At 61.7% G+C, this 23,957-nt stretch carries 23 protein-coding genes; 10 read left to right on the top strand and 13 right to left on the bottom strand.

What is annotated here, in order from left to right:
• Positions 1-3: 3 nt before the first annotated feature.
• The 8 genes from GHK62_RS08215 to GHK62_RS08250 all read right to left on the bottom strand — a co-directional run bounded on the left by GHK62_RS08215 (position 4) and on the right by GHK62_RS08250 (position 8,922).
• Positions 4-579: a TRAP transporter small permease gene (locus GHK62_RS08215; RefSeq protein ID WP_153437969.1), complete on the bottom strand. Its 576-nt coding sequence runs from the start codon at positions 577-579 to the stop codon at positions 4-6.
• 121 nt (positions 580-700) lie between these two features.
• Positions 701-1,675, bottom strand: coding sequence for a sialic acid TRAP transporter substrate-binding protein SiaP (locus GHK62_RS08220; protein ID WP_153437971.1), 975 nt, complete (start codon positions 1,673-1,675; stop codon positions 701-703).
• Between the two features lie 40 nt (positions 1,676-1,715).
• Positions 1,716-2,459: a FadR/GntR family transcriptional regulator gene (locus tag GHK62_RS08225; protein WP_153437973.1), complete on the bottom strand. Its 744-nt coding sequence runs from the start codon at positions 2,457-2,459 to the stop codon at positions 1,716-1,718.
• 291 nt (positions 2,460-2,750) lie between these two features.
• On the bottom strand, positions 2,751-4,025 hold the full coding sequence (locus tag GHK62_RS08230; protein WP_234886824.1) for a tlde1 domain-containing protein: 1,275 nt from the start codon (positions 4,023-4,025) through the stop codon (positions 2,751-2,753).
• Positions 4,026-4,474: 449 nt separating this feature from the next.
• Complete coding sequence (locus tag GHK62_RS08235; RefSeq protein ID WP_153437976.1) at positions 4,475-5,146, bottom strand: protein-L-isoaspartate(D-aspartate) O-methyltransferase; 672 nt, start codon at positions 5,144-5,146, stop codon at positions 4,475-4,477.
• A gap of 121 nt (positions 5,147-5,267) precedes the next feature.
• Entirely contained in the window at positions 5,268-5,978 is a 711-nt protein-coding gene (locus GHK62_RS08240) for a metallophosphoesterase family protein (RefSeq protein ID WP_153437977.1), read from the bottom strand.
• Positions 5,975-6,796, bottom strand: a complete 822-nt coding sequence (locus GHK62_RS08245) for a nucleotidyltransferase family protein (protein ID WP_153437979.1) — start codon at positions 6,794-6,796, stop codon at positions 5,975-5,977. Before GHK62_RS08245 ends, GHK62_RS08240 begins: the two co-directional genes overlap by 4 nt.
• 140 nt (positions 6,797-6,936) lie before the next feature.
• Positions 6,937-8,922, bottom strand: coding sequence for a protein-L-isoaspartate(D-aspartate) O-methyltransferase (locus tag GHK62_RS08250; RefSeq protein ID WP_153437981.1), 1,986 nt, complete (start codon positions 8,920-8,922; stop codon positions 6,937-6,939).
• 273 nt (positions 8,923-9,195) lie between these two features.
• Here GHK62_RS08250 and GHK62_RS08255 point away from each other — a divergent pair, with 273 nt between their 5' ends.
• Positions 9,196-10,188 (top strand): YihY/virulence factor BrkB family protein, encoded by a 993-nt coding sequence (locus tag GHK62_RS08255; RefSeq protein ID WP_153437983.1) that lies wholly within the window; start codon positions 9,196-9,198, stop codon positions 10,186-10,188.
• An 88-nt stretch (positions 10,189-10,276) separates the two neighbouring features.
• Here GHK62_RS08255 and GHK62_RS08260 read toward each other — a convergent pair whose 3' ends face one another.
• Positions 10,277-10,705: an FKBP-type peptidyl-prolyl cis-trans isomerase gene (locus GHK62_RS08260; protein ID WP_153437984.1), complete on the bottom strand. Its 429-nt coding sequence runs from the start codon at positions 10,703-10,705 to the stop codon at positions 10,277-10,279.
• Positions 10,706-10,993: 288 nt separating this feature from the next.
• Here GHK62_RS08260 and GHK62_RS08265 point away from each other — a divergent pair, with 288 nt between their 5' ends.
• Genes GHK62_RS08265 through GHK62_RS08275 form a run of 3 tightly spaced genes read left to right on the top strand, consistent with a single transcriptional unit; the run spans position 10,994 to position 12,982 of the window.
• The gene (locus GHK62_RS08265) at positions 10,994-11,605 is read left to right on the top strand and encodes a nutrient deprivation-induced protein (protein WP_153437986.1); all 612 of its coding nucleotides are present in this window, start codon (positions 10,994-10,996) and stop codon (positions 11,603-11,605) included.
• Entirely contained in the window at positions 11,598-12,017 is a 420-nt protein-coding gene (locus GHK62_RS08270) for a phage holin family protein (RefSeq protein WP_153437988.1), read from the top strand. Before GHK62_RS08265 ends, GHK62_RS08270 begins: the two co-directional genes overlap by 8 nt.
• Positions 12,014-12,982 carry a DUF3618 domain-containing protein gene (locus GHK62_RS08275; RefSeq protein ID WP_153437990.1) on the top strand — a complete coding sequence of 323 codons (969 nt, stop codon included), beginning with the start codon at positions 12,014-12,016 and terminating at the stop codon, positions 12,980-12,982. Before GHK62_RS08270 ends, GHK62_RS08275 begins: the two co-directional genes overlap by 4 nt.
• Positions 12,983-13,097: 115 nt before the next feature.
• Here the strand turns inward: GHK62_RS08275 and paoC are convergent, their stop codons facing one another.
• The 3 genes from paoC to paoA are packed head-to-tail and all read right to left on the bottom strand — an operon-like array spanning position 13,098 to position 16,886.
• Complete coding sequence (gene paoC / locus GHK62_RS08280) at positions 13,098-15,299, bottom strand: aldehyde oxidoreductase molybdenum-binding subunit PaoC (protein WP_153437992.1); 2,202 nt, start codon at positions 15,297-15,299, stop codon at positions 13,098-13,100.
• 4 nt (positions 15,300-15,303) lie between these two features.
• Positions 15,304-16,254: an FAD binding domain-containing protein gene (locus GHK62_RS08285; RefSeq protein WP_153437994.1), complete on the bottom strand. Its 951-nt coding sequence runs from the start codon at positions 16,252-16,254 to the stop codon at positions 15,304-15,306.
• A complete protein-coding gene (gene paoA / locus GHK62_RS08290) occupies positions 16,251-16,886 on the bottom strand; it encodes an aldehyde dehydrogenase iron-sulfur subunit PaoA (protein WP_167528191.1) in 636 nt (211 codons plus the stop codon). Before paoA ends, GHK62_RS08285 begins: the two co-directional genes overlap by 4 nt.
• Positions 16,887-17,339: 453 nt before the next feature.
• On the opposite strand from paoA, the gene GHK62_RS08295 reads away from it, so the two are divergent.
• The 5 genes from GHK62_RS08295 to GHK62_RS08315 all read left to right on the top strand — a co-directional run bounded on the left by GHK62_RS08295 (position 17,340) and on the right by GHK62_RS08315 (position 22,680).
• On the top strand, positions 17,340-18,029 hold the full coding sequence (locus GHK62_RS08295; protein WP_153437997.1) for a response regulator: 690 nt from the start codon (positions 17,340-17,342) through the stop codon (positions 18,027-18,029).
• A gap of 44 nt (positions 18,030-18,073) precedes the next feature.
• Entirely contained in the window at positions 18,074-19,243 is a 1,170-nt protein-coding gene (locus GHK62_RS08300) for an FIST signal transduction protein (protein ID WP_153437999.1), read from the top strand.
• Positions 19,240-21,483 carry a hybrid sensor histidine kinase/response regulator gene (locus GHK62_RS08305; protein ID WP_184108694.1) on the top strand — a complete coding sequence of 748 codons (2,244 nt, stop codon included), beginning with the start codon at positions 19,240-19,242 and terminating at the stop codon, positions 21,481-21,483. The genes GHK62_RS08300 and GHK62_RS08305 overlap by 4 nt, the downstream gene beginning before the upstream one ends.
• Positions 21,484-21,652: 169 nt before the next feature.
• Positions 21,653-22,330, top strand: a complete 678-nt coding sequence (locus GHK62_RS08310) for a hypothetical protein (RefSeq protein ID WP_153438001.1) — start codon at positions 21,653-21,655, stop codon at positions 22,328-22,330.
• Entirely contained in the window at positions 22,327-22,680 is a 354-nt protein-coding gene (locus GHK62_RS08315) for a hypothetical protein (RefSeq protein WP_153438003.1), read from the top strand. The genes GHK62_RS08310 and GHK62_RS08315 overlap by 4 nt, the downstream gene beginning before the upstream one ends.
• 67 nt (positions 22,681-22,747) lie before the next feature.
• On the opposite strand, the gene GHK62_RS08320 is transcribed toward GHK62_RS08315, so the two are convergent.
• The gene (locus GHK62_RS08320; protein WP_153438005.1) at positions 22,748-23,353 is read right to left on the bottom strand and encodes a hypothetical protein; all 606 of its coding nucleotides are present in this window, start codon (positions 23,351-23,353) and stop codon (positions 22,748-22,750) included.
• Positions 23,354-23,523: 170 nt separating this feature from the next.
• Here GHK62_RS08320 and GHK62_RS08325 point away from each other — a divergent pair.
• Positions 23,524-23,957, top strand: a 434-nt coding sequence (locus GHK62_RS08325; RefSeq protein ID WP_153438007.1) for an alcohol dehydrogenase catalytic domain-containing protein, incomplete at its 3' end; no start/stop codon positions are given.

Raw genomic sequence — 23,957 nt, forward strand, 5'->3', positions numbered from 1 at the left:
GGATCAGTCCTCAATCTTGTGGAATTCTTCCGGCCTTTCGAGAACCGAATAGCCGCGGCGTTGATTGGCGATGAAGACCTGGATCGACCGGATGAGCATCAGCACAAAGCCGGCCATCACGCTGTAGAAGACGATGTTGCGCGGCAGATCGACCGTCACCATGCGCTCGTTGGCGACGACCGCCACATAGCGCCACATCAGCCAGCAGGCATAGGCGAAGAAGCCGATCCGCACGACATCGACGAAGATCGCCATGCCGCGGGCCACGGACCGCGGGAAATAGTGGTAAAGCACGTCGACCTGGATGTGCCGCGAGACGCGCACGCACATGACGGAGCCCAGGAACACGACTCCAATCAGGCAATTGGTGGCGATCTCCTCCGTCCAGGCGTAGGAGTTGTTGAGCACGTAGCGCGTGAAGAACTGCAGGAAGACGCATCCGGTCATCAGCCAGAAGAAGGCGAGCGTGACCCAATCCTCGATGGCATAGTTGGAAACATTTGTGGCCGGCACGGCGGCATCTTCGAAGGAATGGGCAAGCTCCTCCGGCGTCGACTGCAAATGGACTTCTTGGGACATGGTGTTTATCCGGCGTTCGTGGGGACGGAATGCCGGCGACCCTGGCGGCCGCCGGCAGAGCGGAACGAGGAAAAGTGTCAGCGGTTTTCCGCCCGCATCCCGCTCTCGGCTATCAAGACACTCACTTGACGGCGCGGATGGCCTCAAAGTCTTCCTTGTTGTAGCCGAAGTCCTCAAGCTTGACCTTGTCCATCACGGTCGACTCGAAATCGGCCTTGTCGACTTCGGTCACTTCGATGCCGCGTTCCTTGAAGGTCTCGACGAGTTTCTTCTCCCGCTCCTCGATGATCTTGGTGGCGCGCTCCGCGGCCTCCTGCATCACTTCGGTGAAGATCTGCTTGTCGGCATCGGAAAGCTGCGACCACAGGTTCTTCGACACCACCGTGTTCAGGTGATCGACGATATGGCCGGTCAGCACGATGTGCTTCTGCACCTCATAGAACTTCTTCGCCTCGATCGTCGTCAGCGGGTTTTCCTGGGCTTCGACCGTGCCGTTCTGGAGCGCCAGATAGACCTCGGCAAAGGCGATCGGCGTCGTGTTGGCGCCGCAGGCGCGCGGCATGGCGAGATAGGCCGGTACGTCCGGAACCCGCATCTTCAGCCCCTGCATGTCAGCGCATTTGGCAATCGGCCGGTTCGACGTGGTCTGGCGGGTGCCGTAATAGGTGACGGCGGTAATGTGGTTGCCGGATGCGTCCTCATAACCTTGAGCCAGACGCTTGAAGACATCGCTCTTGGTGTAGGCAATCAGATGGGCCGGGTCGCGGAAAATATAGGGGAAATAGGTAACGCCGATCGGCGCATATTCGCGCGCGGCAAAGCTCGACCCGGAAATGATGATATCGACCGTGCCGAGCTTCAGGCCCTGGTTGATATCGGCCTCCTTGCCGAGCTGCGAGGCCGGGAAGACGTCGATCTTGTAACGCCCTTCGGTACGCTTGCCGATCTCCTCGGCAGCCCAGACGGATTCCGTGTGGAACGGCTCCGAGGTCTCGTAGACATGCGCCCATTTGAGCGCGGTCTGGGCCTCGGCGGTCAGCGCCGAAGCCAGAATGGCCGCGGTCGCACCCAGCAGCGTCAACAGTCTGAATTTCATTCTCTTCCTCCTCCGAAGATGAAGTGATTGAGCAAAAGCGCTAATCGCTTCCGACACGCCTCCATGCGGCCGGTATCGTGCTGTCGGACGGCTCCTCCCCGAAGCTCGCCGACAGGCGAATCTGTGACTGGTCGAGATGCGCGCGCATTGCGGCGCGTGCGGCGGCCGGATCGCCGGCGGCGATTGCGTCGCGGATCACGCGATGCTCCTCCATCGCGGCCCGCCAGGTGTCGGTGTTTTCGAAATAGCTGGCGAGCTTCTCGAAGTAAGGCGTCATGCGCATGTCGTGGATGCTGCCGACAAAACGGTTCAACGTCTGATTGGCGATGATGCTCGATACGAGGACATGGAACTCACGGTCGAGCGCGAGCGCCTGACGGCGATCCTCGAGTGCTGACGACATGCGCGTAAGGTTGTCGTCGAGAATGGCGATATGTTCGGGGCGCGCCAGCCGGGCCGCCTCTTCGGCGATGGCGCATTCGACCACCGCCCGCGCCCGCAGCAATTCGAACGGACCTTCGAAATCCTCCGGCGGCACATCCTGCGCCGGCACCCTGCGCGCCGTCACATAGATACCCGAACCCATGCGGATGTCGATAAAGCCTTCGACCTCCAGAACGATCAATGCTTCCCTGATGGTCGGGCGGGAGACGCCCAGTTTCTGCGCCAGCTCCCGCTCGGCCGGAAGCCGCGAACCGGGCCCCAGTTCGCCGCGCTCGATCAGGCTCCGCATCTGGTCCGCCACCTGCCGATACAGGCGGCGCGATTCCACGGCAGAGAACATCGCATCCTCGCTGCAGATCCAGGCCATTATCGGCCTAGTGGCCAAGTGGTCATACCAATTTGCGTTACAATACGCGCCGTTCGGGCGATGTCAATCAAACAATGCTCTGTTCAAAGCAACGGGGAAGCCGCTGGAAAGCATCATTCTGGAAAGATGCTGTGGGCGAGGACGAGGTTGCTGAGGACGGCCACAAGGCCGCGCGTTGGCCCGTGCTCGATTTTGGCAAAGCCTTCATGCCTACCGGGGTACACCGGCACGCCTCGACGCGGATCGCTAGTCGACCGCGGCCTGTCAGGTGTTCCTTCCATTCGATGCCAAACGCAGGCCGGCTGCGCGTCCGCCGCTCGGCACCACGACGATCTGCCTGACCTTGCCCTGTTTGAAGGCGGCGAGGAAACGCGGGTAGTCCTTGAAGGCGACGCAGCCATGCGATTCCGCCCGGCCGCCGCGCAGCAGGTAGCTGTGGGTCAGGAAACCGTCGCGGCCGTGCTTGTTCCTTCCATCGACAGGCAGCATGCGGATCGCCTCTACCCCATGGAAGCGCGCTTCGCGCATCTTCAGATTGTAAGTGTGCGGTGGGGTCGGTCCGGTCATCTTGACATTCACGTAGCGTGGGTCATCGGCCATCTTGCCGATGCCGGAATGGGCTTCGAGTACGCTGCCGTCGGGCATATAGACCTTCGCGGCGGTGATGTCGTAGACGGCGACGCCATTTCCCGGCCTGGCACCGCCGCCGAACATGTTGCGCAGCGCCTGGCCGAAGCCACTGCCGGAACTCGTCTCCGGATCGTCCGGCCGCGCATAGGCGAGCTTCTGCTGTTTTGGCGTTTCGCGTTCGTCGGCCTTTCCGGTCTCTTCGGTCTTCGGCGCCCTTCCGTCTTGGGCCTTTCCGGTCTCGGATTTATCCGTTTCGGCAGCAGGCTTTGCGGCTTGATCGCCGCGGGGGCGGAACTGCGGCATAGGACCGACTGACGGGGTGTCCTCGTGCTCTGGCAGGGCGGCGTCTTCGTCCACGGTTGGATCCTGCGACACGGCGATGTCATCCTCCAACGGCGCCGTCAGCAACGCCGAGAACGCAGCGCCGGTCGCTCCGCTTTGGGAGGGGGTGGCATAGGCCAGTTGGGTCAAGGGCTTATCAGTCGAAGCGGCGGGCCGTGGACCGAAGCGTTCCGGCACAGGTGCCTCGATCTTTGCAGTCGCCTGGGGGGACTTGGCAGCGTGGCCGGCGAGTTCCTCGGATGTCAATGCGGCCAGCTTCACCGCGGCGTCGAAGTGCGCCGCTTTGCCACTTGTGTCGGCATCTGCCGAAACAGCGGGATGGCGGGCGGATTTTGGTGCGGGCAGGAGCTGCGCCGCGGCGGCGACCAGGCTCGGCGCCTGGCCGAACCTGGCGTGCTTTTCCCATGGGCGCTCTCTTGTCCTCTCCGCCAAATGGAGTTGCGGCTTGGGCAGCAGGTGTCCGGAGCCATGAGCGAAGGAGTTGCCCATCGTGACCATGCCAGCCACCGACCACGCAGTCGCGCCGGCAAGGGCGGTGCCGCAGCAGGTGATCAACAATGGACGCAACAGACGGTGCAAAAATTTTGGACGAACGATCTTACTCAACAACGCATATCAAGCCAAAAAATCCCGCAAAGGCCCACGGGCCGACGAGCGACCACCGCTGCGCGACTTCTGGATTGTCCCCTTCTTGACGACGGATTGAGAAAAGATGGACAACTATGGTTAAATTTTGCTTTCCAGAACGCAGATTGATCCAAATCTGCCTGTTGGATGCCCTGCAGGCCTGTTAGCCGGAATATCTGCCAATGAGCTGGAAGGGTGGGCATCGCAGCGCATAGTGTCTGCGGGGGCCTTTCGTGGGGAGGTTGCAAGTCTTCGGGCAGCAGCCCCGAGCTCCGCCGTTCGATTCCGATCCAGCCGAGAGATGAGCAAGCACCAGCCCGAGACAGTCTGTCTAATCAATCAGCCGGGAGCCTGCATGTGTGGGGCAAACGGCCCTGAAATCATCGTGATCAGGCCGCCTCGAGCCGGCTGAATCGAACCGGGATCAGTTGCCGCGCCTCGAATTGTCCTGCCGAATCCTTGTCGATGACGGTCAGAAACTGTTCTTCGGACCCCACGGGAAGAACCATGCGGCCCTTCGGCTTGAGCTGCTCAAGCAATGCTGGCGGTGCCTCCTCAGCCGCCGCCGTGACCAGGATCTTGTCGAACGGAGCGTGCTCAGGCCAGCCGCGAGACCCGTCGCCGATACGGATGCCGATATTTGAGATGCCGAGGCCGTGCAGGAGAGCCTCGGCATGGTTTGCGAATTCCTCGATGATTTCGACGCTCCAAACATGCCCGGCGAGTTCTGCGAGGATCGCGGTTTGGTAGCCAAGGCCGGTGCCGATCTCGAGCACTGCCTCATCCGGTTGGGGAGCAAGGAGATCGGTCATCAGCGCGACCATGAACGGCTGCGACACCGTTTTATCGAAGCCGATCGGCAGCGGCATGTCCTGGTAGGCAAAGGGCGCAGCCGGAGCCGGCACGAAAAGATGCCGGGGCACCCGCAGCATTGCTGCCATTACCCGTTCATCGAGCTCCGCCTTGCCCAGTTCCTCGCTTTCAAGGTCGGCATAGATTGCGATCACCTCGACCATGTGCCTGCGCAGGACTGCGAGGTGCTCTTCCTTCATTGCCTTCATGACCGTAGGCTCTCCTCAGCCAGTTCGCCGCCAGATAGCCCCTCATCATTATGGGTCACGGATATACGATAGCAAGATGGGAGGATTTGCCGCCGTCCGGTGCCGAGACGCGCTCGCGTTGTCAAAGCTCGAGAATGGCGTAGGGGCGGCCCGTCGGCTTTTCGATATGGGCCGCGACATTGAACACCGGAGCGCCGCCCGGCGTTTGTCCTTCATAGGTGCCTTTGTGCGCATGGCCGTGAACGACCGCGCTCACCTGGAAGCGGTCGATGGTCTCGGCCAGACGCGATGATCCGAGAAACGGATATATTTCCTTGGGTTCGCCGGCAACCGTTTCGGCGATCGGGGCATAGTGCAGAATGACAAGGGCGCGCTGTGCCCGGGTGTTCCTCAAGGCATTCTCCAGCCGCATGGCCTCGTCTACGCTCTCCGAAACCATGGTTTTAATGGCAGCCTCGCCGAAGGAACCCAGCATGTGCCGGCCGAAGCCGCCGATGAAGCCCTTGGTTCCGGCGAATCCCACACCGGAGATCTCGACCGCCTGGCCGTTAAGAAGGTGGACGCCAGCCTTGACGAGAATGGAAGAGACTTCCTCCGTCGCATCGCCCTGGTGATCGTGGTTTCCAAGAACGGCAACCACGGGAACCGTGCAGGACTTCAAGTCGTCTGCCAGGAGTTCGGCTTCAACCGGCTTGCCGAGGTCCGTCAAGTCGCCCGCGATGACGAGCACGTCGGCGGCTTTCGACATTTCAGAAAACAACTCCGCGTAGGAGACGGACCTGTCTTCCTTGACGTGAAGGTCAGCGACGGCGGCGACTTTTAGCTTGCTCATGGTGTCTGCTCCTCTACGCCTTCGCGCATCTCACCATCGCCGCCGATATCGGCAAATCCCCATTCCTTGACGTCGATCTCGTAGTCAGGGCGCGAGTACATGCGCCCGCGGCAGATTTTCGTCTGCGGCAGCGGCAGATCCCGTTGCGCCGAAAGCCTGCTCAAGAGTTCGTCCAGCAGCCATTGCGGAACATTGTTGCGCTCGGACGGGTAGATCCATCGGAAATTGAGGAGGTGGATAAGCAGCACCTCCCAGTGAACTTCCATGTATTCCAGCAATCTTGCCCAATCGATCCGGTCGTGCGCCTTCAAGATCACGTGCGCCACGTCGGCACCGTCATAGCGTTCGCGAAGCTGGATGAAGGACTTCGACCAGACCAATTCGGTCGGCGCGGCGATCGAGACGGGACAACCGCTGATTTCCACAGGCAGCGCATGTGTGAACCAGGCATCGTTGACCAGCATGGTTCCATTCGGCGAGGCGAAGATTACGTCGAAGAAAAACCTGCCCTTGAACACCTTCCCGAGCCATCGGTCGTCTTCGATTTCGACGGCATAGCCGCGGGACTTGAAGTGCTTGAGGATGCGGGCGTAGTCGCCCGCCTTGCAAAAGATGTCGAGATCCTTCGTCGGCCTTGATATGCCGGTATAGGCGCTGACGGCAAAGGTACCCGCGACCAGGAAGGAGATTTTCGAGCGAACGAGCTCAGCGAGCGCTTCGGCGACAAACGCCTCGGCTTCCTCATCGACGAGTTGCGGCATCGCGAGAGATCCGGATGCCCGGCGCGAATTCTTTTGCGGCGGTACGGCTGACGCCATGCTGTTCTCCCGGGCCGACAGTATCTTCTACGAGAACACGCCAAATTGGGGGAAGTTCCGCGCCATCGTCCAACGCGGGCGGATGCCCTGTGCAACTGCAGCCGAGGAAGCGCCGAACCCGTCGCGCTTCGTCGCTCACCTCAGAGCCCGAAGGGGAATGTCTCCGGCATGCCTGGGCGTACATGCTCCGGCATCAGAGGGGCTACCGGTGTCGTCAGGTCGAACCAGACAAAAGCATCGAATTGATGCGGCAACGATGCATGGAGGTAGTGGCTCATGCGTTCGGTCTCTGGTCTGTAGATGACACCGATGAATCGTTCGAGTTTCGGCTCGTCCAGGCGCCGGCGCAAGGCGTCGTCGCGCGAGAAATCGAGCAGAAAGCGATCAACATCCGAGTCGTGAAAGACTCTTTCGTAACTGCCGGGTAGGGAAGGCTGGATTTCCTTCATCTTGATTTCACCGTCCCAGGCACTTGCTGCCGCCACTTTGCCGCCGTGCGTTCCGAAACCGATCAATGCTGCCTGCTCCCCAAAACGTTCGCGGCAAAGCTGACCGATGTTCAACTCGTCGCGAGCCGCTCCCATCTCCGTGTGGCGCGCATCGCCGATATGGGAATTATGCGCCCACACGATGGCTTTCGAACCGGAACCGCGCGACTCCAGGAGGTGTTCGAGCGTTTCGAACATGTGTCTGTCGCGCAAGTTCCAGGAATCGGCACCGGCATAATACATGGTCCGGTAGTATTGTTCGGCCGCGGAAATCAGCCGGGCATTCTGTGCCGCGTCGAAAAGCTGGTCCCCGTCGCTGTCGGTCGCTTCCAGGCTGCGCTCAAGGAGCTCGCGGCATTGACGCACCACGGCCTCCTCGCATTTGTTGTAGCTCGCGGTCAGCACGGCCCGACCATAGGTAGATGGATCGTTTTGCCATGGGGTGAGACACCCGTAGCGTTCCCTCGCGACAGTCGCGGCGGCCGGATCGACCTTGTCGAGATAGTCCAGAACGGCGGCAATGGATTCGCGCATGTTGTAGATGTCGAGTCCGTAGAAGCCGGCCCGGTCCTGTTCGGCGACGCTGTCATTGTATTCGCGCATCCAGTCGACGAAGGACATGACCTCGCGGTTCCGCCACATCCACGTAGGAAAGCGCTGGAATGGAGCATTCGAGCCGCGCCGGTGAGGGCGATGCCGAACATATCGATCAACGGCTGCCGCGTCCGGCCAGTCGGCCTCCACTGCGAGGATTGTAAAACCGTGCTCTTCGATCAGCCGACGGGTGATGGCGGCGCGAGCGCGATAGAATTCCGAGGTCCCATGACTGGATTCGCCAAGCAATACCACGCGGCGGTTGCCGAAGCGATCGAAGAGCCGCCCGAAGGCTGGATCGTCGAGGTCGGGCAACGGCTCGGCGACATCGGCGACCATTTCGGGGAGCGTGCGGGAAGGCGGACGGGGGATCGATCGAGCAGGTTGCGACGGCTCATCTCTCCGGGCGTGCTCGCCGATTAGCGGGACAAAGCGGACGCCGCCAAGGTCATGCTCCTCGAAGGTCGTGGCGTTGACGCGGGTCACCTTGAGCAAGCGCTGCTCACCCGCCGGTCCGATCGGTATGACCATGTGACCGCCAAGATCAAGCTGCTCCTTCAGAGCTTGCGGCACGCTGGTGCTGCCAGCGGCAACGAGAATAGCATCGAAGGGGCCCGCTTCCGGCCAGCCCTTCGTTCCATCGCCGATGCGGACGTCGATATTGTCGTATCCGAGCCTGGCAAAACGCTGACTGGCCCCGTTTGCGAGCGGTGCGTGACGTTCGACGGTGTAGACATGTCCGGCGACCCTGCTCAAAACGGCGGCTGCGTAACCGGAGCCGGTCCCGACTTCCAGCACCGTATCGCCGGCCTCGATCTCGGCCTCAGCGATCATCAGCGCGACGATGTAAGGCTGCGAGATCGTCTGTCCTTCGCCGATTGCGAGCGGAGCGTCTTCATAGGCGAACTCCTCAAAGCCTGGATCGACGAAAGCCTCGCGAGGAACAATCCGCATGGCTTCGACGACACGGGGATCATCGATCCCGCGGCGGACGATATGGAGATCCACCATCCGGTCGCGAGCACGGGATAGATCAAGTCTCATCAGGGCGTTCCCTTACATTGACTGCGTCGGCCGATGCCTACCGGTCGCGTCCTGGCGGCGCGCGGCCCATTCCGTGGTTCCGTCGGAACTGGTGAAGAGCGCGAATGTTCCGCGCATCTCATTCCGAGACGGCACGTTTCCTCTACGAATGGCGCATCGAGTGGGGGAGGATGCTCGAAGGATGACGAACCGTCGGAACAAGGCATTTCCCCCGGAGTTGCTAGTGCGTGCGGCGCGAAGAAGTCCATTCGAGAAAATCAGCGGACAGCGGTCATGAGCACGAAGGAAACGGATCTTGCCGAAAAACTGCAGGCCACGGAGCCGGGGCGGGGCCGGGATGCCGCGACACCGAGGGAAATACCCGCGAAAGGGATGCGGGACGTCTTCTGGCGAGTGGTCGCGGAAATCTCCGAAGAGCGAATCGCTCTGATCTCGGCCGGCGTGACTTTCTATCTGCTGTTGGCGCTATTTCCTGCGCTGGCCGCACTGGTCTCGATCTACGGACTTGTCGCTGACCCATCGGCAATCGGCACGCATATGGGCATTCTGGACGTGTTGTTGCCGCCCGGGTCCTACGATCTGATCATGGATCAGTTGAAGGCGCTGACAACGCAAAAGACGTCCACGCTCGGTATCGGCTTCCTGGTGAGCCTGCTCGTTTCCTTGTGGAGCGCGGCTAATGGCATGGCGGCGCTCTTTGACGCGATGAATGTCGCCTACGGAGAACAGGAAAAGAGAGGCTTTCTGCGGAGAATCCTCTTGCGCCTTGCGTTCACCTTTGCAGCCCTGCTGTTCGTAGTCGCGCTGATCGTGGCGGTTGGCGTCGTACCGGCTGTTCTTGCCTATCTGTGGCTCGATCGCTGGGTAGAGATCTTGACCAAGGTTGCGAGGTGGCCGGCCATGCTGCTTCTTGCCACGATCGGTACGGTTCTCATCTATCGTTTCGGTCCAAGTCGGGAACGGGCGAAACTCAGATGGCTAAGCTGGGGCGCGGTCTTTAGCACATTATTGTGGTTCGCCGCCTCCTGGATCTTTTCGTACTATCTGGAGAACTTCGCCAACTACAACGCCACATATGGCGCTCTGGGCGTCCTTGTCGGTCTGATGATGTGGGTCTGGCTCTCGGTGATGATCCTGATCGTCGGCGCGCTCATCAATGCCGAGCTCGAGCACCAGACGGCGGTGGACTCAACGACAGGCAAGCCGCTGCCCATGGGTAAACGCGGTGCCTACGTGGCCGACACGCTCGGTAAATCGGCTGATTGAGGCATGGCGTGGATCAACATTGGGCCGCGATACGAGTCCGCGGCCGCCCGCGCCGGCATTATCTGACCGGCGACGATAGCGCCGCCGCCTATGGGTTGACGATTTCCACGACGGTGACATCGAAGACCAGATCCTGGCCGGCGAGGGGATGATTGCCGTCCACCGTCACTCGTTCATCGTCGATACCGGTCACGGTGAACGCCATATGACGGCCATCCGCGGTGGTTGCCTGGAGTTTGGTCCCGATCTCGACGCCCTCGGGAACCGCTGAGCGCGGTACCGACTGGACCTGGGCGTCATCATGACGGCCGTAAGCCTCCTCAGCCGGAATGGCGACCGTGTTCATCTCGCCGATGGCCATGCCGCTGATCTCGCGGTCGAGCCCCGGAATGATCTGGCCTGCGCCCACCTTGAATTCAAGCGGCTCCCGACCCTGCGAGGACTCTACTGCGGTGCCGTCCGTCAACTTTGCAGTATAGTGCATGCGAACAACGTCGCCGTTTTTGACTTCGGTCATATCTGCCTCTCGATGGATGTTGGAGTGACGATTTGCGGTCTCTGGCAAAAAAGCCGATCGCGTCACGATATGCCGGCCTGTGCCGACGTCGGTACATCTCAGAACTAGCGCGCTAACCTCATTTGTAAACCGCTGCATGCGTGCACGTGTCTCGCCGATATCGGGACACCGGCGTTAGCAACATATGCAATGTTTCAGAATCGGATCCGGCAGGGAACAAGGCTCCAAGTGGCTCGTTTGTTTGCATACATGTGATCGATCCCATTACTCCCTGGGAGGAGCCGAAAAATGAACAATGAACCAAGCGGCCGCAGCCCTGGCGATCCGTTGCGAGTGCCTGTGACGACCTCGCAAGGTGTCGACGACGCCTATGGCGCGCAAACCGGTGGAACTGGCGAGGACACGTCAGATCGCAACCTACAGCAGGCGGTGCGCGAAGACCTGAATGATATGCGAGAGTTCGCGGATCAACAGGCGGAACAAGCCCGAGAGGCTGCAGCCCGCGCCGCCGAACACGAAAAGAACGCCGTAGCGCGCCAATTGAGCTGCGTTGCGATGGCCGTTGAGAAAGTAGGCTCCGAGCTTCAACAATCGGACCAGCAAACCCTCGGCCGCTACGCGCAACAGATCGGCACGTCGCTCCGCGGCCTTGCACGCGATGTGGAGGGTCGCAATCTCGGCGAGATTGCGGGGATGGCCGAAGACTTCGGCCGAAAGCAGCCGCTAGCCTTTCTCGGCATGGCGGCAATCGCAGGCCTGGCCGCCAGTCGGTTTTTGACCGCCTCGGCCGAGCGTCGCACGCACCGGACAGTTTCCCAGCCATCTTCCGCATCGCCGTCAGCCGCTGACCGGGCAAGTGAAGGCGGGTGGAATTTTGAGGAGTTTCAACGCAATGACTGACCATCGGGACGACCGCCCCCTATCGGAATTGATGACCGGCTTGGTGACGGACATATCCGGACTTTTCCGCAAGGAAATCGATCTGGCCAAGACGGAGGTATCCGAGACTTTGGACCGTGCGACAGGGAGCCTCGAGACGCTTCTTGTCGGCTTGATTTTCGCGATTGGCGCCATTGGCGTGCTGTTGGCCGCGGTGGTCCAGGGACTGGCCGCGTTTCTCATGGCACGCGGCGCCACGGAGCCAAACGCTGAAGCGTTGTCCGCCGCCACTGTCGGCGTCGTCGTGGGCCTGCTCGCCTGGGCAATGATTTCGCGTGGCCTGTCGACGCTGAAAGCCAGCAGCCTCAAGCTCGACAGGACGACAGCCTCCCTGCAGCGCGACGTGGACGTGTTTAAGGAGCAGATGCGATGAACGATTCTTCTCACATGCATTCGTCTGCCGAGCTGCAGCGAGAGATCGAGGCCGATCGGCAACGCATTGAAGAAAAGCTCCACGCCATCCAGGAACGGATGTCGCCGGGACAATTGATGGACGAGATGCTCGAATATGCGAAGACGAGCGGCGGAGCCGAATATCTCAGCAATCTCGGCGTCGCGCTCAAGGCAAATCCGATCCCCGTTGCCTTGATGGGGATAAGCCTCGCCTGGCTGCTCGCAAATCCGGGGTCGCGCGCGCCCGGATTAAAGGACGACGGTGCGGACGACTATCCGCTCGCAACCGTGACGGGCTCTGTAAGGCGGGTCGGACCTGTGGAGGCCAGCTTCGGAGAGCGCTATAGCCACTTCACAGATGAAAGCGGCAATCGCTTCAGAGCCCTGACAGACACTGCCGATCGTCGGGCCGGCCACTTCGTCGACCCAAACGGCAACGTCTATCGCGGCTTTGCCGATGCCACGGGAAAGCAGATCGAAGAAATACGCAACGAGGCCGGAGCTTTGTTTGACGAGGCCTCTGGCTGGGCGTCCAGCACGTGGCGGCAGATTGGCGCGACGGCGAGCCGCGTGTCCAGCTCCGTTGCGGATGCCGGCAAATCCCTCGCGGGCCGCACGCAGGATGCGGCCCGATCGCTGCAGGAGGAGGGCGCGCATCTCAATGCGGCTATCCTCAGGCATTTCCGCGACCAGCCTCTGGTCGGCGGCGCACTCGCCTTTGCGGTCGGCGCAGCGATAGGGGCTGCGCTGCCCCACACCGAGGCTGAGGACGAGGCGATGGGTGAGGCCGCTGACGAGGTACGCAGCAACCTCTCGGCGCGGACGAATGCGGCAGTCGGCGAAGCCATGGCAACGGGGCAGGAGATGCTGGACAAGACCGGCGATGTAGCACTTCAAGCGCACGACGCCGCCAAAGAGCGGGTGCGTGAGTGGCCGCGGGAATAGCGTTTCGGCTGTGAGCCCAGCAGTCATCTCGATGCCGCAGAGCGATTATGAATAACGAGATGGAATTCACGCGAGAAAAGCGTGAACTCCATCGGACTCCCGGTACGCCTCCAATTCATGCCACATCCGGCAGCCGGTCAACCAGCTTGTCGAGTGTGATCGGATAGTCGCGCACCCTGATGCCGGTGGCATTGTAGATGGCGTTCGCGACGGCCGCGGCAACACCGCACAGGCCGAGCTCGGCGATCCCCTTGGCCTTCATCGGCGACGACATCGGATCGGTCTCGTCGAGGAAGATGACCTCCTGGTGCGGGATGTCGGCATTAACCGGTACCTCGTAGGAGGCGAGGTCGTGGTTGACGAAGAAACCGCGCTCCTTGTCCACGACCAACTCCTCCGACAAGGCTGCGCCGACGCCCATCGTCATGGCGCCGATGACCTGGCTGCGTGCCGTGATCGGATTGAGAATGCGGCCCGCGGCGCAAACCGCAAGCATCCTCCGGACTCGCGTCTCGCCGGTCGCAACGTCCACCGCGACTTCGACGAAATGCGCCCCGAATGTGGATTGCTGATGCGTCTCGGTGAGCTTGCCGAACTCGATGCGGTCCTCCGCCACGAGCCCTTCATCGCCAGCGGCTTGCGATAGCGGCATCCGGCGGTCGCCGGACCGTACCTCGCCGTCTGCGAAGACCAGGTTGTCGGCGTTGTTGAAGCCGAGCTTCTGCGCCACCGCTTCCCGCAGCTTGACGCAGGCGGCGTAAACCCCGGCCGTGGAACTGTTTCCCCCGAACTGTCCGCCGGAACCTGAGGAAACCGGAAAGCGGGAATCGCCAAGACTGACCGCAACTTTGTCGATCGGTACGCCGAGCATCTCTGCGGCGGTTTGCGCGATGATCGTGTAACTGCCCGTGCCGATGTCGGTCATGTCGGTCTCGACGGTAACGATGCCCTCGCGATCGAGGCGCACGCGGGCTCCGGAGGCCACCACAAGATTATTGCGGAATGCCGCGGCGACCCCCATTCCGATGAGCCAGTTTCCCTCACGCCTGCTGGCGGGCTGCCTAATGCGCCCTTCCCAGCCGAAACGCTCCGCGCCGGTGCGCAGGCAGCCTACGAGGTCGCGGTGCGAGAACGGCCGCTCGGGATTCTCCGGATCGACCTGCGTATCGTTGAGGATCCGGAATCCGACCGGGTCGAGATCGAGCCTCTCGGCCATTTCGTCGATCGCGATCTCCAGCGCCATCATGCCCGGAGCTTCGCCCGGCGCGCGCATCGCGTTTCCCTCGGGAAGATCGAGCGTCGCAAGGCGCATCGCCGTCATGCGGTTGGCGCCGGCATAAAGCAGGCGTGTCTGTTGCACGGCCACTTCGACGCCACCGCCCGGAAGGTCGCCGGACCAACTCTCATGCGCAATCGCAGTGATCTTCCCGTCGCGTCCGGCACCGATCCGTATCCTCTGGATCGTTGCCGGACGGTGCGTCGTGTTGTTCATCAGGAAGGGACGGGGCAGGGCGACCTTCACCGGACGCTTGGCTTCGCGTGCGCCAAGCGCCGCGAGCACCGCGTCTGCGCGCAGAAACAGCTTGCAGCCGAAACCGCCGCCGATGAAGGGCGACATGATGTGAACCTTCTCCTTGTCGATCCCGAGGGTCGTCGCAAGATCGGTCCGCCACCAGTCGACCATCTGGCTTGACGTCCAGACCGTCAGTTCATCGCCGTTCCACGCAGCGATCGAGGCATGAGGCTCCATCATCGCATGCGATTGATCCGGCGTGGTGTAGGTCTGGTCGAACTTGACGGCTGCGGTGTCAAAGGCCGCATCGAAGTCTCCTGCCGCGGAGTCCGGCTCGCCTTCCTTCGGCTTGACGGCGGTGTCCTTCGCCGCCGCCAGATCGAAGACGCCCTTCTCCTCGGCATAATCGATCTTCACGAGCGCGGCCGCCGCGCGCGCCTGCTCGAAGCTTTCAGCGACCACCACCGCGATCGCCTGGTGGTAATGCTGGATCTCCGTGCCGCCGAAGAGCTTGGCGGTGTTGTATTTGCCCTTCTTCAGCTCGCCTGTGCCGTCGGAGGTGACGACCGCGATCACGCCGGGAGCACTTTTTGCGGCCGTGGCATCGATAGATCGGATCCGGCCCTTGGCGATCGGCGACCCGACGATATAGCCATAAGCATAACGCGTGCCGTGATCATGCCATTCGTAGGCGTAGACCGCCTTGCCGGTTGTCTTGAGCGGACCGTCTATGCGGTGGATCGGCTGACCCACCGCCTTTAACTGATCGATCGGGTTCGTCGTTGCAGGTGTGTCGAATTTCATTGTCTCATTCCCTCGCTTCGGAAAGGACCGCGCTCAGCGTGCGTTCGACGAGCGCCACCTTGAAGGTGTTCTGTTCCGTAGGGCGGGCCTTTGCGAGTAGCTTGGCGGTGACCGCCTTTGCCCCGCCAGCAAGCTCTGCCTCGGCTGCCTCGTCGCGCCAGGGTTTGGGCGCAATGCCACCGACCGCGATGCGGCCGGTCCCGTCCGGTTGCACCACCGCAGCGACGGAAACCAGCGCGAAGGCATAGGACGCCCGATCACGAACCTTGCGGTAGACCTGCTTGCCGCCAGCGGGCTTCGGCAGGACGACCGCCGTGATCAGCTCGCCGCGGTCGAGGACATGCTCGATATGCGGCGTATCACCGGGCAGGCGATGAAGATCGGCAATGGGAATGCTGCGCATCTTGCCGTCCGGCCGCACGGTCTCGATGACGGCATCGAGCGCACGCATCGCCACAGCCATGTCGCTCGGATGTGTCGCGATGCAGTGATCGCTGGCACCGACCACCGCGAGCTGGCGGCTGAAGCCGGCAAGCGCTGCGCAGCCGCTGCCGGGTTGCCGTTTGTTGCAGGGTTGGTTGGTGTCGTAGAAATATGGACAGCGCGTGCGCTGCAGCAGGTTGCCGGCGGTCGTCGCCCTGTTGCGCAACTGTCCCGATGCCCCGGCAACCAGCGCCCGTGACAGGAGGGCATAGTCGCGACGAATGCCGTCATCGGCGGCAAGATCCGTGTTGCGGACAAGGGCGCCAATCCTGAGACCGCCTTCCGGCGTCGGCTCGATCTTGTCCAGCCCCAGTCCGTTGACATCAATCAGATGCGTGGGCGTCTCGATCTCGAGCTTCATCAAGTCCAGGAGATTGGTGCCGCCTGCGATGAATTTCGCTCCATTCATGTCGGCCGCCGCCTTAGCGGCCGCCTCGATCGAGGAAGCGCGTTCGTAAGTGAAAGCTCTCATGCCTTCCTCCCCGCGACTTCGGTGATGGCTTCGACGATGTTCGAATAGGCGCCGCATCGACAGATATTGCCGCTCATGCGTTCCCGGATCTCCGCGGCCGTCACCTCGGAAGGAGCGAGCAGATCGGCCGTCACATGGCTCGGAATATTGGCCGTGATCTCTTCGAGCATCGCGATCGAGGAACAGATCTGGCCGGGCGTGCAGTAGCCGCACTGGAAACCGTCATGCTTGGCGAAGGCGGCCTGCATCGGATGGAGGCTGTCGGGCTGGCCCAGGCCCTCGATCGTCGTGATGCTGTCGCCCTCATGCATGACCGCAAGCGTCAGGCAGGAGTTGACGCGGCGTCCGTCGATGAGGACCGTACAAGCGCCGCACTGTCCGTGGTCGCATCCCTTCTTTGTGCCGGTGAGATGCAGGTGCTCCCGGAGTGCATCGAGCAGCGTTGTCCGGTTGTCGAGCTCAAGCTCGCGGCGCTCGCCGTTCACCGTGAACGAGACGTTCGTGCTTTGCGATGCGGCGGGGGCATTTGTCTGTGCGTGGCTGAGCGAGGCTGTGCTTGCCACTGTGACGGTGGCGGCCGACGCGACGAGCAGGTCGCGCCGGGAAATTTCAAGTGCGCCAGGGCTTTGCATATCCAGCTCCATCTCTTGATGATGAAAGGTCTAGGGCGGGACGGCTGCACGGTAGCCGTTACTCGAAACAACGAAAACCGCAAAACGATCCGTCTGCGCGCCAAAAAAGTAAGCTGGAGTCTGGCAGTGCGGAGGCCGGTGGGGCCTCAAGGTTGCGATCGTCCAGTTGTCATCACCATCGGTGCGGCAGCCGGTGGCCTTGTGTTCCACTGGGCAGGATGGTGAGTTCATTCGCATTCGCCGCCGTCCTGTTACTTGGATTCGACAGCCGATGGTGCAGCATTGCGGGGCCCCTGCACTCGGCAATTGCCGGACCTCGAAAACTATGCGACAAATTTCTCGCTGTTGTGCTGGAGGAGAGCATGACGGCAACGGGAGCATAGATATTTCCAGTGCAATTTGGAGCTGTCTGACGCCACTCCAGAGACCAGGAAGTATTTTGGGAGGAGTGCCATGTCGCAGACTGCGTTGCCCGTCCACTCGCTTTCAATAAAATCGGCCTTGGTGATCGATGACCATCCGCTTTATTGCGATGCCCTGGCCGCGACGATGGAAAGCACCTTCAAGACGCGTCGAATTCGAACGGCGACGTCGCTCAGCGAAGCGATGCAGCAACTGCGAATGCGGTTTTCACCCGATCTGATCATGCTTGATCTCAATCTGCCGGACGCGTCGGGTCTGAGCGGTTTTCTGAAGATCAAGGAGAAGATGCCGGACATCCCGGTGATCGTCATCTCGGCGATCACGTCGAAGGACGTCGTCCAGTCGGTTATTGCAGCCGGGGCCGCGGGTTTCATTCCCAAGGATATGGACCGGCAGAATTTCCAGGAGGCGATGCAGGATATCTGGAACGGCAAGACCTATGTGCCGCCAGGCTACACGATCCCGACACGCAGCACAGCCACGGACCTGTCGGTGGAAACGATTTCGCGCAAGATCGCGCATTTGTCGCAGCAGCAGACCCGTATCCTGGGGCTGATCTGTGAAGGGATGCCGAACAAGCTGATCGCCTACGAGATGCAACTGGCCGAGGCGACCGTCAAGGCCCATATCACGGCGCTTCTGCGCCGGCTGGGCGTCCATAACCGCACGCAGGCGGCGATGCTGGTGCGCGAAGTCTCGATCCGCCATAGCCTGCAGTGAGGATGCCGGAACGCACAGCGCTCTAGAAGGGAGGACGGCGGCGCATGACGGCTGTCGACGATCTTGACCGCAAACCGGCGGAGGCAGTGCGGCTCGCCGCATCGCGTGCCGATGACGCAGCGGTTGCGCTTGCCGAAATCAGACGGCAGCTTGCCACCGCAAGGCCGAGCTTCGTCCTCCTGTTCGTGCCGAACAGGCTTCAACCCGATGACGTTGCCAAGGCTCTGCGGGTGTCGCTACCGAACACCGTGGTCTTCGGCTGCACGACGGCCGGCCAGATCACGTCGCGGGGCTATGAAGACGACGCGTTGCTGGCGATCGCGTTCCAGCGGCATCACTTCCGGGTTGCCTCGATCCTGTTCGAACCGATCTCGCCGGTTTCGATTGCCGATGTCGTGTCGCAGACGGAGCGGCTCGCCGCGCAATTCCGTGCGACGCCGGGCCGTAAGCGGCTCGCCCTGATTTTTGCCGATGGACTGTCCAAACAGGAGGATATCCTGATGGCGGCCCTGGAGGCGGGCCTGAAGGACATTCCCGTCTTTGGCGGGTCGGCCGGTGACGGGTTGCGGTTCGAGCGCACCCAGGTCCTGCGCAATGGCGAATTTCACAGCAACGCCGCACTTCTTCTCCTGCTTGAAACCGATCTGGACTTTAGCGGCCTCGGCTTCGATCATTTCCAGCCCACGGAAACACGCATGGTGGTTACCCGTGCCGTCCCGGAGGAAAGGCTGGTTCTGGAAATCAACGGCTCACCGGCGGCCGAGGAGTATGCCCGGCTCGTCAAGGTGCCGGTCAGCGAGTTGTCACCGATGGTTTTCGCCGAGAACCCCGTGCTGGTGCGCAACGGCAATCTCTATCATGTGCGGGCGATCCAGCAGATCCACGGCGAACATGGCCTCACCTTCCTGTCGGCCATCGACGACGGTCTGCTGCTGAGGCTCGGTCGTGGCAAGGAAATCATTCGCACCCTCGAAACGGGGCTCGCCGTCAGCGACAAGGACGGTGAGGCACCCGATTTCGTCCTGGGTTTCGACTGCTATCTGCGCAAACTCGAGATCAAGCGCAAGGGCCTGGACGGCAAGGCGTCCGAGCAGTTCCGCCAGCATCGGGTCGTCGGTTTCAACACCTATGGCGAACAGCATCTCGGCGTGCATGTGAACCAGACCTTCGTCGGCGTCGCATTCTTCCGGCCAAAGGAAGGCGTGCCGCTGTGATCGATCCGGACGAACCCTATAAGATCCAGATCGCCAAGCAGGCCAAGATCATCGAGGCCCTGATCAATCGGGCCGAGCGCGGTCATGAGGTCGGCGGCTCCGCCTATTCGCTCTTCGAATCCGCCATCGCCCTGCAGACGGAGGTCTGGGAAAAGACCAAGGACCTGGAAAAGGCTCTCGATACACTCGGCAGGGCGTCGACCGAGCTGGAGATCGCCTATCAGACGCAGGAGCGTATCCAGAGAAACCTCGCCGATGCCATGGTGGCCATGGAAGACGGCCTTGCCCTCTTCTCCGAAGAGCGGTTGCAGGTCTGCAATGCCCAGTTCCGGAACCTGCTTCCCGACGTCGAGCCGCTGATCAAGCCCGGTCTCGGTTTCGACGACTATCTCGCGGCCGTCAATGCCAGCAAGTATCTGAGCCGGGACGAAAACGGGGAGACCGGCCGTCGCCAGCCTCTGGTGAAGGAGCATGGGTCCGGCCAACGCTTTTCGTCCTTCGTCATGGAGTTGAGAAACGACCGCTGGTTTCAGATTTCCTACCGGCAGACCGGTTCCGGCAACATCACCGTGCTGCAGACCGAAATCACCGACATCGTGCGGGAGAACCGGCGCGAGAAGAACCGCCTGATCGACCAGCAGGCTCATTTCCTGCAGGCCGCATTCGATCACATGTCTCTCGGCATCTGCACGTTTTCGTCGCGCGGCGAGTTGCTGGTTCGCAACGAGCGTTTCGGCGAGCTTCTCGGCATACCGCTTTCGCTTCTGAAGAAGGGAAGTCCGTTCCAGCGCATCATCGAACATCTGGAACGTCACGAGATCCTCGAGCGCAAGGGCCGACGGTCTAAATTCGCCAGCTGGTTCAAGGCCATGCGCCGCGGCGAGACGATGCAGGAACGGTGTCGGCGACGCGACGGCATGAGTCTCGACATTCGCATCCACTCCTTGCCCGGCGACGGTTTCATCGTGTCGATCATGGACGTGACCGCAGAGACCCAAGCGGCAGCGCTTTTGGAACAACGTGTACAGGAGCGGACCGCCGAACTGACAGAGGCCAATCGCCTGCTGCAGATCCACGCGATTGAGCAAATCAAAATCGAGGCCGCGCTTCGGCAGGCCAAGGAGGCGGCCGAAACGGCCCATACATCGAAGACCCGCTTCCTGGCGGCGGCCAGCCATGACCTTCTTCAGCCGATCAATGCCGCGAAACTTTATCTCTCGATGTTGACGGAGACGGCGGGGCAGCCTGGGGCGGAAGACGTGGTCGGCCGGCTCAAGCGGTCCTTCACCTCGATCGAATCGCTTCTGCAGGCGCTCCTCGATATTTCGCGCCTCGACAGCCCGGCGGCCGAGTTCAACATCGCGTCGTTCGAACTCGGAAGCCTGCTGCAGGGTCTCGCCGGGGATCTGGCGCCCCTGGCGACAGAAAAGGGGATAGAGCTTCGGATCGTCCCATCCACGCGCTGGGTCACGAGCGATCAGCGCTATCTGATGCGCTGCATCCAGAACCTGGTCGTGAACGCGATCCAGTACACGGAGCGTGGCCGTGTGCTGGTCGGTTGCCGGCTCAGCGGCAATCGGCTGCGGATCGAAGTGTGGGACACCGGTATCGGCATTTCCGAGGAGGATCAGACGCGCATTTTCAACGAGTTCACCCGGGCCGGTGGCGCCGGAAAAGGCACGGGCATGGGGCTCGGGCTGTCGATCGTCGAGCGTGCCTGCCGGCATCTCGATCATCCTGTCCGGCTGGTGTCGCAGCCCGGCCGTGGTTCCGTCTTCTCGATCGAAGTGCCGCTTGCCGCGTCCGGCCGTGCCAGTTCCCGCGAAAACCCGATCATGGAGCAGGCGCTCGATGGCAGCCTCGATCTCATCGTCATGGTCGTCGAGAACGATCCCGACGAGCTTCACGCGATGACGCAGGTGCTGGAAAGCTGGGGAGCAAGCGTTCTGGCGGCCGCCTCGACCGTCGATGCAGCGGCGCTGATGCAGGAAATCGGCACGGCGCCCGACATTCTGCTGGTCGACTATCAGCTGGACAATGGCGACAATGGGATAGAAACCATTCGTACGCTGCGCGCGCTTGCGGGGATTGAAATCCCCGCGATCATCATTTCTGCCAACCGGCAGCGCGAATTCCTGCAGCTTTGCAACGAAATGTCGTTCGCCTTGCTCACCAAGCCGGTGCAACTGGTGCGGCTGCGGGCACTGATCGACTGGAAAACCCGGGCGCGCGTGGCGTGAAACAAACACCGACAAAGGTCTCCGGTGATTTTGCCGCAGGCCTTGCTAGGCTCATGCAGAAACTCATACTCTACAGCGCCCTTTGCGCGTCTGATTAGACGCGTGGCGCTGTAGCGCCACAGCGTCGCGTCTCCGGCAAGGCGCGACGCTGTAGGACGGGAGGTCTGTGATGCGTCTTCTTCTCCTTTTCGCTCTGTTCCTGCTTGGAATGGGCCATGGGCCGGCCGCGGCTGCCGAAACTTATGAGCTTCTCTTCCGCTCGACGGCACTGAAGGGGCTTGAGGCGGTGCCGGGTGAGAGCGAAACCGGGCAGGGCACCATTGTCTACGACAAGGTCATCTCCGGTACCGATGTCGGGCAGGCCGCCGGCAGCTTCGGCATCGGCCTGAAGATCAAGCCCGACGGCAATGTCGCCATGACGCTCCATCAGGGTACCCGGTCCCGCGCGCTCGGCAATTATCCGGCCTCGGTCGGCAATCCCCTGATCATGTACTTCCTTGAAAGCGTGCTTGCCGACATCGCCGCGCAATCGGGCGGCAGCCCCTTCTATATGCGCAACCGGATCAAGGAGGCCCTGCTGCGGGATGCAGACGTCGTGCCCGTATCGGTCCACTACCAGAACCGCGAGGTCGCCGCGCGGGAGGTGACGATCCGGCCGTTCACGAATGACAAGGCGCGCGAGAAGATGGGCCGATTTGCCGAACTGGCGCTTGCGGTCACCGTCTCGGAAGACATTCCTGGCTGGTACTATTCGCTGGTTGCCACCGTGCCGGCGGCCGCTGGCGGGGCAGAGGCCGGATATACCAACGCGATTACCCTGAAACAGGCGGGGGAGGAACAGCCATGATACGGGGGACTCTATCCGCGCTGGCAATTGTAGCAGCCGCGGTGCCGGCAAGCGGACAAAGCATTTCGGAGCGCCTGAACGACTATCCGACCGAGGCGCGCGCCGACTATGTGTTCGGTTGCATGGCGACCAACGGCCAGAGCCGGGCGGCATTGGGCAAATGTGCCTGCTCGATCGATGTGATCGCTTCCATTTTGCCCTATGACAAGTACGTCCAGGCCGAGACCGTGCTGTCTCTCCAGCAGGTGGGCGGTGAACAGACGGCCATGTTCAAGTCGGCGGCTGTGCCGCGCACGATGGTGGCCGACCTGAGACGCGCCCAGGCAGAGGCGGAGATGCTGTGTTTCTGATTCCGATGGCGTCTGTTCGATCGCTTCAAGCCGCACGAGCCGGCGTGTCTATGTAAAGAGATGTGGTTCAATCCGGCATCTGCTTGAGCAGGATCTGGGCAATGGCATAGGCGCGCTTCTCCAGAAGCACCGGCGTTTCGCAGACATAGGTGAGCGCCTGCGCGCGTTCGCGGTAGATGCGCTCGTCCCAGTCGATCTGTTCCTCCAGCTTGTCGATACGGTCGAAATTGGGATTTTTCTCGTGCGTAAGCTTGGCCATCTCGACGCGGCTGCCGTCGATCCGGGAGGAGAGCGCGATCTGGCTGCGGGAATAGCGGGCAATCCCGGCGATCAGCCGCTGTCGCGTGTCGGCGATTTTATCGAATACCGCGAGGAAGATATTGCCGAGCAGTTGGCCGTCGACGGGGGCGTTCTTCTCGACGAAGGCCCGGACATGGGCCTCTGCCTCTTCGAGCGTAACCCGGCGAAGCGACACGACCTCCACGAGTTCCTTTGCCGCGGGAGCAAGCGCCATGGGCGCTATCGGCTCGGGCCACATCAGGCTCGGCGAAAGGTTCTCGACCTTGCGCTGGATACATGGCCAGTCGGGATCGGAAAAGTCGGCAGCAACTGCAAAACCGGGAGCTTGCGTCAGGCAAAGTGCCAGACCGAACGCATAACTGGCGGCTCTCATCTTCGGTCCCCCTTCTCGAACGAGCGTCAGTATAGGCTGACCAAGAGAGAAGCCAAAGGTCGCGTTTTACACACTAAGGTCGCAATTGTCTTTGCGCCGTGGCGCGTCTGTAATCTCTGTACAAGGCCACATAAGGCCATCCTTACAGAACGCAGTTATCGGAGGCATCGATGCGCACTCGCGCTGCTCTGGCTGTTGAAGCCGGAAAACCCCTTGTTGTGACCGAAGTCGAGCTCGAAGGCCCCCGCGCCGGCGAGGTGCTGGTCGAGGTCAAGGCGACCGGCATCTGCCACACCGATGATTTCACCCTCTCCGGTGCCGACCCGGAAGGGCTGTTCCCGGCGATCCTCGGCCACGAGGGCGCCGGTATCGTCGTCGACGTCGGCCCCGGCGTCACCAGCGTGAAGAAGGGCGACCACGTCATTCCGCTCTACACCCCGGAATGCCGCGCCTGCCCGTCCTGCCTCAGCCGCAAGACCAATCTGTGCACCGCCATCCGCGCCACCCAGGGCCAGGGCGTCATGCCGGACGGCACCTCGCGGTTTTCGCTCAACGGGGAGAAGCTGCACCACTATATGGGCTGCTCGACCTTTGCGAACTTCAC

The organism is Sinorhizobium terangae (assembly GCF_009601505.1).
GTDB lineage: Bacteria > Pseudomonadota > Alphaproteobacteria > Rhizobiales > Rhizobiaceae > Sinorhizobium > Sinorhizobium terangae.